Origin of the sequence: Rhizobium sophoriradicis (genome assembly GCF_025200795.1) — a bacterium.
GTDB lineage: Bacteria > Pseudomonadota > Alphaproteobacteria > Rhizobiales > Rhizobiaceae > Rhizobium > Rhizobium sophoriradicis.
Genome location: NZ_CP104152.1, coordinates 4,081,038 through 4,095,238, shown reverse-complemented (window position 1 = coordinate 4,095,238; position 14,201 = coordinate 4,081,038). Strand labels below are relative to the sequence as shown.

Genomic DNA, 14,201 nt, shown 5'->3' with positions numbered 1-14,201 from the left:
TCGCGTCCGAGAAGCTCGAGAAACGGCCCGGCGCTCACAAGGCGCCGGGCTTTTCCATATCAGGAAAAAGGCGCTTGGCGAGCGGCCAGCCATCCGGCGCCAACTTGAAGAGCAACCCGCAGCGGGCAAAGACGATCGCCATCAACAACGAGAACCAGGCGCCGAAGGCAAGGCCGGCGATGACATCGCTCGGATAATGGGCGCCGACCATGACACGCGTCATGCCGAGCCAGATGGCGCAGGCTATGAAGGCAACGCGGTAGCGCGGAAACAGAAGCGCGAAGGCCGCAAAGAAGGCGCCGACCGTGGTGGAATGGCCGGAGGGAAAGCTTTCGAAAGCGGAATGGCCCGAAAAGGGCGTGAAAGAAAACATGCCGTAGTCGTGGAAGTGATCGGGACGGGCCCTTCCGATCGCCCGCTTCAAAAGATTGGCGAGGAGCCCTGAGAAAACGACCGTGGTGAAGAGATAGGCGCCGATCCAGCTGACATAGAGTGCCTGCGCCCTGGCTCGCGCCGTCTTCAAGAGCTTGTAGCCCGCCCTGCCCTGGAAGAAGAGCAGGATACTGGTAATGATTAGCCAGGCGGAATCGCCGAAACCGGTCAGGAGCTCGCCAAGCTGCTTCACCGATTCAGGAGGCTCGCTGGCGCCTATCGGCGCATCGAAGAGCAGCATGGAAAGGATCACGGCGTTGATCGTGATGAAGAGGCAGGCCTGCCAGCGCAAAGGCGGCATGGCAGCGTCGCTCCGGCGCCAGCGCCTGTCCAGGGAAGTCCAAAATGCCCGCATTTAGTCGTCCGTTCAAAATAGCCTTCGAGCGCGGCGCGTCCGACAGGCGCTCTATCACTTTGTGGCGCATAAACCGGAAATTCATACGACGGCTGAGTATGCGCTCGTGAAATCCGGCGCAAAAATACACGAGATTATGGCCAAGGATAGCCCTTTTTGGCTAATTCGACTGAACCGCGGATTGTTCATCCATGAAAAAAGCCCTCCGCATGCGTAATGCGAAGGGCGGGAAACTGTTTCACGTGAAATATATCAGGCGGAAAGCGCCTTGAACTCGGCAAGGATCGCATCGCCCATCTCGACGGTGCCGACCTGCCTTGCGCCATTGGCCATGATGTCGCCGGTGCGGATGCCCTTGTCGAGCACGTTGGCAATCGCCTTTTCCAGATCGTCGGCCTCCTTCACCATGTTGAAGGAGTAACGCAGGCACATGGCGAAGGAGGCGATCATGGCGATCGGGTTGGCGATGCCCTTGCCGGTGATATCAGGGGCAGAGCCGTGCACCGGCTCGTAGAGCGCCTTGCGCTTGCCGGTCTTGCCGTCCGGCGCGCCGAGCGAGGCCGAGGGCAGCATGCCGAGCGAGCCGGTCAGCATGGCAGCGACGTCGGAGAGCATGTCGCCGAAGAGATTGTCGGTGACGATGACGTCGAACTGCTTCGGCTGGCGCACCAGCTGCATGCCGCCGGCATCGGCGAGCATATGTTCGAGCTGAACGTCGGAATATTTCGCCTTGTGCGTCTCGGTGACCACCTGGTTCCAGAGCACGCCCGACTTCATGACGTTGCGCTTTTCCATGGAGCAGACGCGGTTCTGACGCGTACGGGCCATTTCGAAGGCGACGCCGGCGATGCGTTCGATCTCGTAGGTATCGTAGACCTGCGTGTCGATGCCGCGCTTCTGGCCATTGCCGAGATCGATGATTTCCTTCGGCTCGCCGAAATAGACGCCGCCGGTCAGCTCGCGGATGATCAGGATATCGAGGCCTTCGACCAGTTCCGGCTTCAGCGAGGAGGCCGAGGCAAGGGCCGGATAGCAGATGGCGGGACGCAGGTTGGCGAAAAGCTGCAGATCCTTGCGCAGGCGAAGCAGGCCGGCTTCCGGGCGCACTTCATAGGGCACGCTATCCCATTTCGGGCCGCCAACGGCGCCGAACAGAACGGCATCGGCGGCAAGCGCCTTCTGCATGTCGTCTTCCGAGATCGCCGCGCCATGGGCATCATAGGCGGAGCCGCCGACAAGGCCTTCGTCGGTGACGAAACCGGCATTCATTGCCTCGTTCATATAGGCGATGATCTTGCGGACCTCGCCCATGGCCTCGGGACCGATGCCGTCACCCGGCAGCAGGAAAAGATTGCGCGCTGTCATGGAGCCCTCCTGGAAAAACAAGCTGCGGCTTCTTAGACCCCGGAAATGGGCATTTCAAGCGAGAGAAAGGGTAAATCGGTACGCTTCGCTCTCAGCGCCGATAGTTGCTCCGACGCCTCCAACTGGAATAGAACGGAAGGCTCCAGCAGATATTTCCGGAATGTTTCCATGCCTTCAGCGCCTCTCCATCTCGATACGCCGCTGGCTCGAACAGCCGCTGATTTCAGCGCCAGCGGCAAGCCGCTCTGGCTGAAGCTCGACGCACTGCAGCCCTCCGGTAGCTTCAAGCTACGCGGCGTCGGCCGGCTTTGCCAGCACGAGGTGGAAAATGGCGCGCGCGAGATCTTCTGTGCTTCCGGCGGCAATGCCGGTATTGCCGCAGCCTATGCCGGCCGCGCGCTCGGCGTGCCGGTCACGATCGTCGTGCCGGAGACGACGGCGGCCGACGTCCGGCAGACGATTGCGGCAACCGGCGCCAGTGTCCTCGTGCACGGAGCCGTTTTCGACGAGGCCAATGCCCACGCGGTCGAACGCGCCCGGAGCCGCAAGGCGAGTTATGTGCATCCTTTCGACCATCCGCTTTTGTGGGATGGCCATGCGACGCTGGTCGACGAAGTGGTGGCGAAGGGCGCAAAATTTGACTGCGTCGTCACCAGCGTCGGCGGCGGCGGGCTGCTTGCCGGCATTGTGGAGGGGCTGAAGCGAAACGGGCTTCCCGACGTGCCTGTGATTGCCGTGGAAACCGAAGGGGCGGCTTCGCTGCATGAAAGCCTCAAGGCAAATGAGCGCATTATCCTGCCTGCCATCACCTCGATCGCCACATCGCTCGGCGCGCGGCAGGTCGCCCAGCATGTCTTCGACCTGCCGAAACAGCATCCGATCGAAAGCGTTCTCGTCAGCGATGCCGATGCCGTTGCCGCCTGCCTGAAATTTGCCGATGCGCGGCGCATCCTGGTCGAGCCGGCCTGCGGTGCCGCCCTTGCCGTTGCCGATGTCCATGCCGGGCTGCTGGCGCGCTTCGACAATCCACTAATCGAAGTCTGCGGCGGCATCGGCGTGTCGCTGGAAAAGCTGAGGCTCTGGAAAGAGCGGTTTCTCTGATCTCTAAAGCGCGTCGCGTTCTTTCGGATTCGCCTCCTTGCGCTTAAAGTTCTTTGTTGAAGCATGTCGTTGCCGCAAAACCGCTGCACAGTTGCGCGGCATGCTTTAGAAAAGAAAAAGCCGGGCAAAGGCCCGGCTTGATCGATCGTCATTCGTTCGGGCTTTAAGCGGCCCAGGGATGGGCAGAAGCGTTCTTCTTTTCGAATTCGTCGATCGCCTTGCCCTTTTCCAGCGTCAGGCCGATATCGTCGAGGCCGTTCAGCAGGCAGTGGCGCTTGAACTCGTCGAGATCGAATTTGATCGAACCGCCGTCGGGGCCGGTGATTTCGAGGTTTTCCAGGTCGACGGTCAGGATGGCGTTGGAGCCGCGCGAGGCGTCGTCCATCAACTTATCGAGGTTTTCCTGGCTGACCTTGATCGGCAGGATGCCGTTCTTGAAGCAGTTATTGTAGAAAATGTCGGCGAAGCTGGTGGAGATCACGCAGCGGATGCCGAAATCGAGCAGCGCCCAGGGAGCGTGTTCGCGCGAGGAACCGCAGCCGAAATTGTCACCGGCGACCAGGATCTTGGCATCGCGATAGGCCGGCTTGTTCAGGACAAAATCGGGATTTTCGGAACCGTCTTCGTTGTAACGGGCCTCGGCGAAGAGGCCGGTGCCGAGACCGGTGCGCTTGATGGTCTTCAGATAGTCCTTCGGAATGATCATGTCGGTGTCGATGTTGACGACCGGCAAGGGCGCTGCAACGCCCGTCAGCTTGACGAATTTATCCATGACCATGCTCCATTTCAGCAAACGTACTTTCCTGAATTTGCATCTAGTCCAGTTTTTCGCCGAAATGAAGGAGAATCTTTCGAAAGTGGCGGCCACGCGGCGTTTCGCGCGGCCGTCAGGGTGCGCGCGTTCTTACTTGGTCGGGGCGTTCAGGCCCCAGAGGACGCCGAACGGATCGCGAAGCTGGCCGTAGCGGTCGCCCCAGAACATCAGTTCGATAGGCATGACGACCTCGGCGCCGGCCGCAACCGCGCGCTCCCACCAGAAATCGATATCGTCGATGACCAGCTGGATGGCGAAGCCTTCATGACCTTTGAAGGGATGGCCGTATTCGGGATAGGCATCGGCCAGCATGAGGGAGCTGCCGTTGATATAGAGATGAATATGCATCGTCCGGCCGCTCTCGTCGACCGGCACCCTATGGGCCTCCTCGGCGCCGAAGGCCTTCATGTAGAATTCCGCGGCCTTCACCGCGCCATCGACCGTCAGATAGGGCAGCAGGCCATTCTTGACCGGCGGCATTTTAACCGGATTGTTTTCCGTCGTCGTATCCATGCTCGTCCTCCATCGTTTCTGAGCGCCGGCGGAATGCCTGGCTGCTTCAAAGACGTATCATGGAAGCATGATCCGACAGTGTCGGTCAGTTTTTTCTGGAAAGCAGTTCAGAGGTCGATGATCGTGCCGCGGCCGTCATTCCAGATGCGCATTTCGCGTTGGCCATTATTTGCCTTGGCGCGGACCGGAGCGGGCTTCATCTTCATCGAAAGGGCGCGGCCGACCATGAGCACGGTCAGGATGCCGCCGACGGCAAGCGTCACCGAAAAGGTGAGAAGCAGCATGGCGACAAAAACGGTGGCGCCGGCAAGCATGAAGAAGATGGAGCGAATGTTCTGCATGGGTTTGATACCTTTCTACAGAAAGGAATGTGGTCCTTCTTTTTTCTCTCTGCAAGGCAAGCATGGCTTTTTGTTGTCTTGCCGGGCTTTGCGAAGCTTGGCACTAATGAGTGATGAGCCGAACCATACCTCTCCGTTCCCTGCATCTGCGCCGCTCGGTGCTGAGCGTGCCCGCCATCAATCTCCGGGCGCTTGAAAAGAGCCATTCCCTTGATTGCGATGCGGTTATTTTCGACCTGGAGGATTCCGTCTCGCCCGAGAAGAAGGGGCAGGCGCGGGAAAATCTACGCGGCTTTTTTGCCGGGCCGCCGCTTGAGGGCAAGGAGAGGATCATCCGCATCAATTCTTTGTCATCCGAATTCGGGGCGGCGGATCTCGATCTGGTCAAGGCGCTTTTGCCCGACGCCGTTCTCCTGCCGAAGGTGGACGAACCTGGCGATGTGACTGACATCAGCGATCTGCTTGCCGATGCGGAGGCGCCGGAGGCGCTGCGCATCTGGGCGATGATCGAGACACCGCGCGGCGTGCTGAATGTCGGAGCGATCGCCGGAGCCGGCCGCACGCCGGGTGCAAGGCTCGATTGTCTCGTCGTCGGGCTTAATGACCTGCGCAAGGAAACGGGCGTGCTTCCCCAGCCGGGACGGAGCTATCTCGTGCCGTGGCTGATGCAGGTCGTCCTTGCGGTCAGGGCCTATGGGCTCGATGCGATCGACAGCGTCTTCAATGATTTCAAGGATGCCGAAGGCTTCGACGCCGAATGCGGCCAGGGCCGCGCCATGGGTTTTGCCGGCAAGATGCTGATCCATCCCTCGCAGATCGAGCCCGCCAACCGGCATTTCGGGCCGAGTGCGGAGGAGATTGCGGAAGCCGAGGCGGTCATATCAGCTTTTGCCGATCCTGACGCCAGGGGCCTCAATGTCATCAACGCCAATGGGCGAATGATCGAACGGCTGCATCTTGTCCAGGCCGAGGCTCTGGTTCATAAAGCTCGCCTGATATCTGCAAGAAAGCCCGCCTGATGAAACTCTACCGCTTCCTGACCGGTCCCGACGACGCCTCGTTCTGCCACAAGGTCACCGCCGCCCTCAACAAGGGCTGGTCGCTGGAGGGTTCGCCGACCTATGCCTTCAATGCCGCAACCGGCGCGATGCAGTGCGGCCAGGCCGTCGTCAAGACCGTCGAAGGCAAGGATTACGATCCGGAGATGAAACTCTCCGAACAGTAAGACTTAATTCCAGGATAGACGCCTAACGCTCCGCGGCTTCCTCGGCGCTGGCCTCGATCCGCTCCATATCATCGTCGCTCAGCCCGAAATGGTGGCCGATCTCGTGGATCAGGACATGGGTGATGATATCGCCGAGCGTCTCGTCATTCTCCGCCCAGTAATCGAGAATGGGGCGCCGGTAGAGGCGGATGCGGTTTGGCATCTCGCCGGTTTCCACCGTGAAACGTTCGGAAATGCCCCTGCCCTCGAAAAGGCCGAGCAGGTCGAAAGGGGTTTCCAGCGCCATGTCCTCGAAAACGTCGTCATCGGGGAAATCCTCGATCTCGATCGTGAGGTTGGTCGTCAGCTGACGGAATTCATCGGGCAGATGGCTATAGGCCTCCATGGCCAGCGACTCGAAAGTGCTGATCGTCGGCGCATGGCGGTCCCGCCAATCATCGCTCTGGTCTATGCGGGCCATGAATATTCCTTCCTTTGCGGGCCCATATAGAACCTTTATCGCCGATTTTCGAGTGCGGAATCAAAGGCAGGAATAAATTCATAGAAAATGGTTGTTGACTCTTCTTCCGCTCTCTGGAATCCATAAGAACATAACAGGAACAAGACGGATCGGAGAAACGCCATGGCGCAGAACGCCCTGGCGCGCGAGCGGCTTTTTGCGCTCCGCGAAACCATCGCTAAGTTGGAGGGAAAGCCCGCGCCGGCGCTTGCGGCCGCGGAGCAGGAAGCCTTGGCGCAAGGACGCAAGACGGGCCAGGAGCGCATTCTGCCCCCCTTGCCGTTTGGGGTGGAGTTTGTCGATCGGGCGCTGGAAGGCGGCCTGCCCCTCGATGGGATTACCGAATTCCGCTCCGCGCTGTCTCGCGATGCGGGCGCGGCAAGTGGGCTGGCGATGGCTGTTGTCGCGCGGCTGCAGAAACAGGAATCAGATGCCGGCAGGCTTATGCCGTTGCTCTGGATCGGCGATGCCGTCGGCACGCTGGAGGCCGGCCGTCCCTATGCTCCCGGGCTTCGGGATTTCGGGTTATATCCGGAGCGATTTCTCCATGCCGCGCCGCGCAAGCTGGACGAAGCGCTCTGGCTCGCGGAGGCGGCGGTGGAAAGCGCTGCCTTCTCGGCCGTCATCCTCGAAGTGCGGGGCAATCCTGCGCATTTCGGCCTGACCGAAAGCCGCAGGCTCAGTCTCAGGACGCATGCTGCCCGTCGTCCGCTCCTTCTTCTGCGGCAGGCAGGAGCGGAGGAGGCCAGCAGTGCGGCCTTGCGCCTGCATGTCGAACCGGCACCGTCTGGTCTGCGGCCGTTGCCGGATGGATCGAAGCTTGCCGGCAGTATCGGCAATCCGGTTTTCCGTCTCACGCTGGAGAAGAGCCGCAATCCGGCCCCGCTCTCCTTTCTCCTGGAGTGGAACCCCCATGAACACGAATTTTTCCCTGTCTCCGAACCAAACCTCCTTCGTCCTCCAGGCGAACAGTCAGCGCATTCTGGCGCTCAGCTTCCCGCATCTGCCAACCGATCGTATCGCCCGCAGGCGATGGGGGCCCTCCTGGCGTTCGAAAGGGCGTCCTGAGGCGCCGTCCATCGTCTGTTCGGGCAAGCTCAACAATGCCATGCGGTTGACGGCACTGGACGAATTGGCCGAGCGGCTGGGGCTGAAGAAGGAACAGGGCGTGGCCGAAGCGCGCGCCATGTATCCGACGCTCGATGTGGTGGAAGAGGATCCGGCGGCCGACCGCCGGCTGCTGGAGGCAATTGCCGACTGGTGCGACCGGTATACGCCTTTGGTGGCGTTCGACGGCAGGGACGGCCTGTTTCTCGACATTACCGGCTGCACACATCTTTTCGGCGGCGAAAAGGCGCTTCTCAAGGATGTTCTGTCGCGGCTGTTTCACATGGGGATCGATGCGCGCGGCGCGATCTCATCGTCGCCGGGTCTTTCCTGGGCGGTGTCGCGTTTCGGGCAAAGCGACGTGATCGAGGATGAGGAGACGGAGCAAGTGCTGATGTCCTTGCCGATCGCAGCTTTGCGGCTGCAGGGGCAAACCGTCGATGCGCTGAAGAAGCTCGGTCTGAAATATATCGGCGACATCATCAATGCGCCGCGGGCACCGCTGACCCGCCGGTTCGGGCCGGAATTGCTGCTGCGTCTCGACCAGGCGCTGGGACATGAAGAGGAAGCGGTTTCGCCCCGTCGTCCGGTCGCCAGCCTTTCGGCCGAAAGCCGCCTGATCGAGCCAATCGGAACTGAAGAACAGATCCTTGCCGTCACCAGGCAGGTCGCCGTGTCGCTGCAGCCGTCGCTGGAGGCACGAGGCGCCGGCGGGCGGGTGTTCGAATTGGTGCTCTTCCGCGTCGACGGCAGGGTCTTCCGTATTTCTGTCGGCGCTTCGCAACCGCTTCGCGAACCGAAATTTATCGCCGGGCTTTTTTCCGAGCGCCTGCAGGCGGTCTATGACGATCTCGATGCCGGTTATGGTTTCGAGATCGTGCGGCTGAATGTGTTGCGGCATGATCCCTTCAACGAAGCGCAGGCTGACTTCGAGGGCGATTGTCAGGGAGAAATCTCCCTTTCGGCTTTCGTCGACCGTGTCTCCGCTCGGCTGGGTGAGGATTGTCTGCAAAGTTTCCAACTCCGCGAGAGCCATGTGCCGGAACGCGCCGTCATCGCGGTTCCGACGATGGACAATCTTTCAAGACGTGGGAAAGCCGAGCAGAAGGCTTCTCTTCCTTTCCGCCAAGAGCGCCCGTTGCGGCTTTTTGCAACGCCGGAGCCGGTCGAGACCGTACTCGCCGAAGTGCCCGATGGTCCGCCGCAAATCTTTCGCTGGCGGCGTATGCAGCATCAAGTGGCAAAAAGCGAAGGTCCGGAGCGGATTGCCATGGAATGGTGGATCGACGGAAGTGACGCGGAGGCGCGCGATTATTTTCGCATCGAGGACGAGAGCGGCCATCGTTTCTGGATCTATCGTCGAGGTTTCTATGGCCGGGAACTCGATCCCCGCTGGTTCATGCACGGTGTGTTTGCATGAAGAGCGGGCGCGCATTTTTCGAGATCGGCGCGAGGACGAATTTCTCGTTCCTCGAAGGCGCCTCCAGTCCGGAAGAGATGGTCTTGCAGGCTGCTCATCTCCGGCTCGGCGGTCTTGGAATTGCCGACCGGAATTCGGTTGCCGGCGTCGTGCGTGCGCATGCCCAGGCGGAACAGCTTGAGGAGAGATACAAGAACAGAGATGCGATCATGGCCCAAGCGGAGGAGAACGGGAAAAAGGAAAGGATTTTCCATCCAATCCGGATACAGCCGGGCGCCCGTCTCGTCTTTTCCGACGACACGCCTGATATCCTCGCCTACCCATGCAATCGGCGGGGCTGGGCAAACCTCTGCCGCCTTCTCAGCGCTGGCAATCTGAAGGAGGAAGCGGTCAAGGGAACCTGCATCCTGACCGAAGCGGAGCTCATGGAATGGGGGGACGAGATGATGCTTGCCCTCGTTGCCGATCGTACCCTTGTCGAGAGCCAGGCGGGCCAGACTGCGCTGGAGGATTATCTGGAACGGTTTCGCAGACGTTTCCGCAAGGCTTTTTTTATGGTGCTGGCGCCGGCCTATGACGGTCGCGACAGGCAGGTGTTTGCGGTGCTTGCCATGCTTGCCGCCCGAAATCGCGTGCCGTTGATTGCGACCAACCAGCCGCTTTACCATCATCCTGAACGCCGGCCGCTTTCAGATGTCGTGATCGCGATCCGGGAGCATGTGCAGATATCACAAGCCGGATTCCTGCTGGCGCCGAATGCCGAGCGCTACCTCAAGGACTCACGTGAAATGGCCCGGATCTTCGGGGACTATCCCGATGCGGTCGAAAATACGCAGGTCTTTTTCAGCAAACTGACCTTTTCGCTGAAGGAACTGCAGCACAATTACCCGCCTGAAAACGATCCCGGCGAAACGCCGCAGCAGACCCTCGAGAGACTGACGAGGGCGGGAGCCGCAAGGCGCTATCCCGAGGGTGTCCCACCCAAGGTGGCGCAGCAGATCGATTATGAACTGAAACTCATCGGCGATAAGAACTACGCCTCCTACTTCCTGACGGTTCACAGGATCATCCAGCACGCCCGTTATGACCTCAAGGTTTTGTGCCAGGGACGCGGATCGGCGGCGAATTCGGTCATCTGCTATTGCCTTGAAATAACGGAAGTTGACCCTCAGAAGAGCACGCTGCTCTTCGACCGTTTCATTTCGATGGACCGGGACGAGCCGCCGGATATCGACGTCGATTTCGAGCATGACCGGCGTGAGGAAGTCATCCAGTTCATCTACGGACGATATGGCATCGAACATGCCGGGCTGACGGCGGGAGTGACCACCTACCGCACCCGTTCGGCCGGCCGCGAGGTCGCCAAGGCCTTCGGCCTGTCGGAGGATGTTCAGTCGGCGATCAGCAGCCTCGTCTGGGGTTGGTCGGAGGACAATCTCTCCGATCGGGATGCCAAGGCGGCCGGTCTCGACGTCAAGGATCCACTGACCCAGAACGTGCTGCAATATGCCTCCGAGCTTCTCGGCTTTCCGCGCCACCTCACCCAGCATGTCGGCGGCTTCGTCATCACGCGGGACCGACTCGACGAGGTCGTGCCGATCATGAAGACGGCGATGCCGGATCGCTACATGATCGAATGGGATAAGGACGATCTCGACAACGTCAAGATCCTCAAGGTGGATGTGCTGGCGCTCGGCATGCTGACCTGTCTGCGGAAGGCCTTCTCGCTGCTTGAACTGCATTATGATGTCAAGAAGACGCTCGCAGACCTCGGCAACAGGGAGCATGGGGACGAGGGCAAGCCGGTCTATGAGATGATGGGCCGGGCCGATACGCTTGGCGTCTTCCAGATCGAGAGCCGGGCGCAGATGAGCATGCTGCCGCGCCTGAAGCCGAAGATATTCTACGACCTCGTTATCGAGGTGGCGATCGTTCGGCCAGGACCGATCCAGGGCGATATGGTCCATCCCTATCTGAAACGCCGGGAGCAGCGGGCCAGGAACATTCCCGTGAAATATCCAAGCAAGGAGCTGGAAGCGGTCCTCGAAAGAACCCTCGGCGTCCCCCTCTTTCAGGAGCAGGCGATGCAGATCGCAATCACCGCTGCAGGCTTCAGGCCGGCAGAGGCCGACAAGCTTCGCAGAGCGATGGCGACATTCAAGCGGACCGGTACGATCGGCGATTTCGAGAAGCGCTTCATCGAGGGAATGGTCGCAAAGAATTACGATCCCGAGTTCGCAAAGCAATGTTTCAATCAGATCAAAGGTTTCGGTGAATATGGCTTTCCGGAAAGCCATGCCGCATCCTTTGCGCTGCTCGTCTATGCCTCTTCATGGCTCAAGGCCTATTATCCCGATGTCTTCTGCGCGGCGATGCTGAATTCCCAGCCGATGGGGTTTTACGCGCCGGCTCAGCTGGTGCGGGATGCACGCGAACATGGGGTAAGGATCCTAGCGGTCGACATCAATGAATCCGACTGGGATTGTACTTTGGAAGAGGCTGCCTTCGACCGAAAGGCTGTCGATTTCCGGCATGGGCAGATGCGGGGGATCATCAAGACCCGGCATGCGGTGCGGCTGGGTTTCCGGCAGATCAAAGGTCTCTCGTCAGACGATATGAAACGGCTTGTCGACAATCGAGGGCAAGGATATCGTTCGGTGCGCGATCTCTGGCTGCGATCCGGTCTGCCGAAATCCGTCATCGAGCGACTGGCGGATGCGGATGCATTCCGATCCATCAATCTGTCGCGCCGCGAAGCGCTTTGGGCTGTGCGGGCACTGGATGTGAAGAGTGCGGCCGAAGAGCTGCCTCTTTTCGAACAGGTCCGTCATATCGACCTTCAGCCCGAACCCGCGGCGGTGCTGCCGGATATGCTGCCGGGCGAGCAGGTGATCGAGGATTATCGTTATCTCTCGCTGTCGCTGAAAGCGCATCCCGTCTCGTTTCTGCGGGAGGAATTGCGAAAGGCGGGCATCACACGCAATGTCGATCTTCTGACGGTGCCCAACGGGAAGAGAGTGACGATTGCCGGTCTGGTGCTGGTGCGGCAGCGCCCGGGTTCGGCCAAAGGCGTGATCTTCATGACGCTGGAGGACGAAACCGGCGTTGCCAATGCGATCGTCTGGAACAAGATGTTCGACAAATATAGGGCAGTCGTCATGGGGGCCCGGCTGGTGAAAATCCGCGGCAGGCTGCAAAGCCATAGCGGGGTGATCCATACGGTCGTCGAGCATATCGAGGACATGACGCCGGCGCTTGGCATCCTGCAACGCGAGGCCCGGCGTTTCGGCGCTTGTGAGCGCGCGGACGAGGTGCTGAGGCCGGGGGTCGACCCACGGCAGAGAAAATTTGCGACTGCGCAGGAGAAGGCGGAATTGGAAAGACGGATGAGTGCGGCGGGACGCCATGGCGGTGCGGCGGAAACCGCCGAGGTCATGCCGCGCGGGCGGAACTTTCATTGAACACGTCAAAGCGGCCGCTGACCGGGCACACCTTCATCATGCGCTCGCTGCAAAATTTCAGACAATCTGCAACAGCCCTCGTCCATCGCTTCCAATCGATGCAATCGGATTCGAATTTTTTCTTGACAGCCATCATCTTCTTTAGCAAAAAACACGATAGTCAGTGTCATGTTTGGAAATGAAGACGTGCTTGTCTGCAGCTGCAATTATATAACCGACAAGGAAATCCGGGAGGTTATCACCAACCTTCTCGACGAGGACTGTTGGCAGCTTATCGTACCTGCGAAGGTCTACCACGCCATGGAAAAACGCGGCCGTTGCTGCGGCTGCTTCCCCAATGTGGTCGATATCATCATCCAGACGACCGAGGAATATCACGCCCGTCGCCACTCGACGGAGACCGAAATATTTGATTTCATGTCACGCTTGAAACGATTCCATGAGGAAAACAGGAGAGCGGACATTGAAAGGCGACAAAAAGGTCATCGAGCGGCTTAACGAGGCACTGTTCCTCGAGCTCGGCGCGGTCAATCAATATTGGGTTCATTATCGGCTTCTCGAGGACTGGGGCTACACCAAGCTCGCCAAGAAGGAGCGCGCCGAATCCATCGAAGAAATGCACCATGCCGATCGGCTTGTTGCGCGCATCATCTTCCTCGAAGGCCATCCGAATCTGCAGACTCTGGCGCCTCTGCGCATCGGCCAGAATGTCAAGGAAGTGCTGGAAGCCGATCTTGCCGGCGAATATGACGCCCGCACGGCCTACAAGAAGTCGCGCGATATCTGTCACGATGCCGGCGACTACGTTTCCATGAAACTTTTCGAAGAACTGCTGGCGGATGAGGAAGGCCATATCGACTTCCTCGAAACGCAACTCGATCTGCTCGAGAAAATCGGCGAGAGCAAATACGGCCAGCTTAACGCCGATTCGGCCAACGAAGCCGAATAATTCGGACGGAAATGCCGGCCACTCCGCGCGGCTGGCATCTTCAATACACGTCTTCGCGCAAAAAGGCGCTCAGTCTTCCGACTGCAGCGCTGCCAGATGCCGGAACTCGGCGATCACCTGGTCGTAGACGGCGCGCTTGAACGGAACGATCAGACCGGGCAGTTCCTGCATCGGCTTCCATTCCCAGGCATCGAATTCCGGATCATGACCGCCGGGCGGCGGGTTGATGGCGATCTCGCTTTCGTCGCCCTCGAAGCGGAAGGCGAACCAGCGTTGCGTCTGGCCGCGGAATTTCCCTTTCAATCCGATGCCGATCAGCGCCGGCGGCAGATCATAGTTGATCCAGTCCCTTGCTTCGGCAAGCAAGGTCACCGTTCTGATCCCGGTTTCCTCGTAGAGCTCACGATAGGCGGCGTCCAAGGGATCCTCGCCCTTGTCGATGCCACCCTGGGGCATCTGCCACAGCTGCGGCGAGCCGTCATATTCGGAACTGCCGTCGGGGATCCGTCGCCCGGCCCAGACCAGGCCATCGCGGTTCAGGATCATGACGCCGACGCAGGGACGGTAGGGCAGATCCTCGGCTTTCACGGTCGCCTGGCTCATCTTCTTCTCCGTTCAG

Annotated in this window: 14 protein-coding genes and 1 pseudogene; 8 read left to right on the top strand and 7 right to left on the bottom strand. The window is 59.8% G+C overall.

Annotated features, from left to right (window positions below):
- Positions 1-34: 34 nt before the first annotated feature.
- Positions 35-787, bottom strand: coding sequence for a lipid A 1-phosphatase LpxE (lpxE, locus tag N2597_RS20035; RefSeq protein ID WP_179363785.1), 753 nt, complete (start codon positions 785-787; stop codon positions 35-37).
- 252 nt (positions 788-1,039) lie between these two features.
- Positions 1,040-2,152 (bottom strand): 3-isopropylmalate dehydrogenase, encoded by a 1,113-nt coding sequence (gene leuB / locus N2597_RS20030; RefSeq protein ID WP_183597887.1) that lies wholly within the window; start codon positions 2,150-2,152, stop codon positions 1,040-1,042.
- Between the two features lie 168 nt (positions 2,153-2,320).
- On the opposite strand from leuB, the gene N2597_RS20025 reads away from it, so the two are divergent.
- Positions 2,321-3,253: a pyridoxal-phosphate dependent enzyme gene (locus N2597_RS20025; protein ID WP_039622897.1), complete on the top strand. Its 933-nt coding sequence runs from the start codon at positions 2,321-2,323 to the stop codon at positions 3,251-3,253.
- Between the two features lie 163 nt (positions 3,254-3,416).
- Here the strand turns inward: N2597_RS20025 and leuD are convergent, their stop codons facing one another.
- From leuD to N2597_RS20010, 3 genes are all read right to left on the bottom strand, one after another.
- Positions 3,417-4,025 (bottom strand): 3-isopropylmalate dehydratase small subunit, encoded by a 609-nt coding sequence (gene leuD / locus N2597_RS20020; RefSeq protein WP_038692803.1) that lies wholly within the window; start codon positions 4,023-4,025, stop codon positions 3,417-3,419.
- Between the two features lie 132 nt (positions 4,026-4,157).
- The gene (locus N2597_RS20015) at positions 4,158-4,580 is read right to left on the bottom strand and encodes a VOC family protein (protein WP_009987234.1); all 423 of its coding nucleotides are present in this window, start codon (positions 4,578-4,580) and stop codon (positions 4,158-4,160) included.
- Positions 4,581-4,687: 107 nt separating this feature from the next.
- The gene (locus N2597_RS20010; RefSeq protein WP_010028885.1) at positions 4,688-4,921 is read right to left on the bottom strand and encodes a hypothetical protein; all 234 of its coding nucleotides are present in this window, start codon (positions 4,919-4,921) and stop codon (positions 4,688-4,690) included.
- 113 nt (positions 4,922-5,034) lie between these two features.
- Here N2597_RS20010 and N2597_RS20005 point away from each other — a divergent pair, with 113 nt between their 5' ends.
- Together N2597_RS20005 and N2597_RS20000 are read left to right on the top strand one after the other, a co-directional pair.
- Positions 5,035-5,940, top strand: a complete 906-nt coding sequence (locus N2597_RS20005) for an HpcH/HpaI aldolase/citrate lyase family protein (RefSeq protein ID WP_077992401.1) — start codon at positions 5,035-5,037, stop codon at positions 5,938-5,940.
- Positions 5,940-6,146 carry a DUF1737 domain-containing protein gene (locus N2597_RS20000; protein WP_009996762.1) on the top strand — a complete coding sequence of 69 codons (207 nt, stop codon included), beginning with the start codon at positions 5,940-5,942 and terminating at the stop codon, positions 6,144-6,146. Before N2597_RS20005 ends, N2597_RS20000 begins: the two co-directional genes overlap by 1 nt.
- A gap of 22 nt (positions 6,147-6,168) precedes the next feature.
- Here N2597_RS20000 and N2597_RS19995 read toward each other — a convergent pair whose 3' ends face one another.
- Positions 6,169-6,606 carry a metallopeptidase family protein gene (locus N2597_RS19995; protein ID WP_008528622.1) on the bottom strand — a complete coding sequence of 146 codons (438 nt, stop codon included), beginning with the start codon at positions 6,604-6,606 and terminating at the stop codon, positions 6,169-6,171.
- Positions 6,607-6,768: 162 nt separating this feature from the next.
- Here N2597_RS19995 and N2597_RS19990 point away from each other — a divergent pair, with 162 nt between their 5' ends.
- The 5 genes and pseudogenes from N2597_RS19990 to bfr all read left to right on the top strand — a co-directional run bounded on the left by N2597_RS19990 (position 6,769) and on the right by bfr (position 13,582).
- Entirely contained in the window at positions 6,769-7,713 is a 945-nt protein-coding gene (locus N2597_RS19990; protein WP_225881422.1) for an ImuA family protein, read from the top strand.
- Between the two features lie 40 nt (positions 7,714-7,753).
- A complete protein-coding gene (locus tag N2597_RS19985; RefSeq protein ID WP_341356243.1) occupies positions 7,754-9,172 on the top strand; it encodes a Y-family DNA polymerase in 1,419 nt (472 codons plus the stop codon).
- Positions 9,169-12,633, top strand: coding sequence for an error-prone DNA polymerase (locus N2597_RS19980; protein ID WP_183597883.1), 3,465 nt, complete (start codon positions 9,169-9,171; stop codon positions 12,631-12,633). Before N2597_RS19985 ends, N2597_RS19980 begins: the two co-directional genes overlap by 4 nt.
- 98 nt (positions 12,634-12,731) lie before the next feature.
- Positions 12,732-13,131, top strand: a pseudogene (locus tag N2597_RS19975) ((2Fe-2S)-binding protein).
- Positions 13,097-13,582 carry a bacterioferritin gene (gene bfr / locus N2597_RS19970; protein WP_009994966.1) on the top strand — a complete coding sequence of 162 codons (486 nt, stop codon included), beginning with the start codon at positions 13,097-13,099 and terminating at the stop codon, positions 13,580-13,582. The pseudogene N2597_RS19975 and the gene bfr overlap by 35 nt, the downstream one beginning before the upstream one ends.
- Positions 13,583-13,651: 69 nt before the next feature.
- Here the strand turns inward: bfr and N2597_RS19965 are convergent, their stop codons facing one another.
- Entirely contained in the window at positions 13,652-14,185 is a 534-nt protein-coding gene (locus N2597_RS19965; RefSeq protein WP_183597881.1) for an RNA pyrophosphohydrolase, read from the bottom strand.
- Positions 14,186-14,201: the final 16 nt, after the last annotated feature.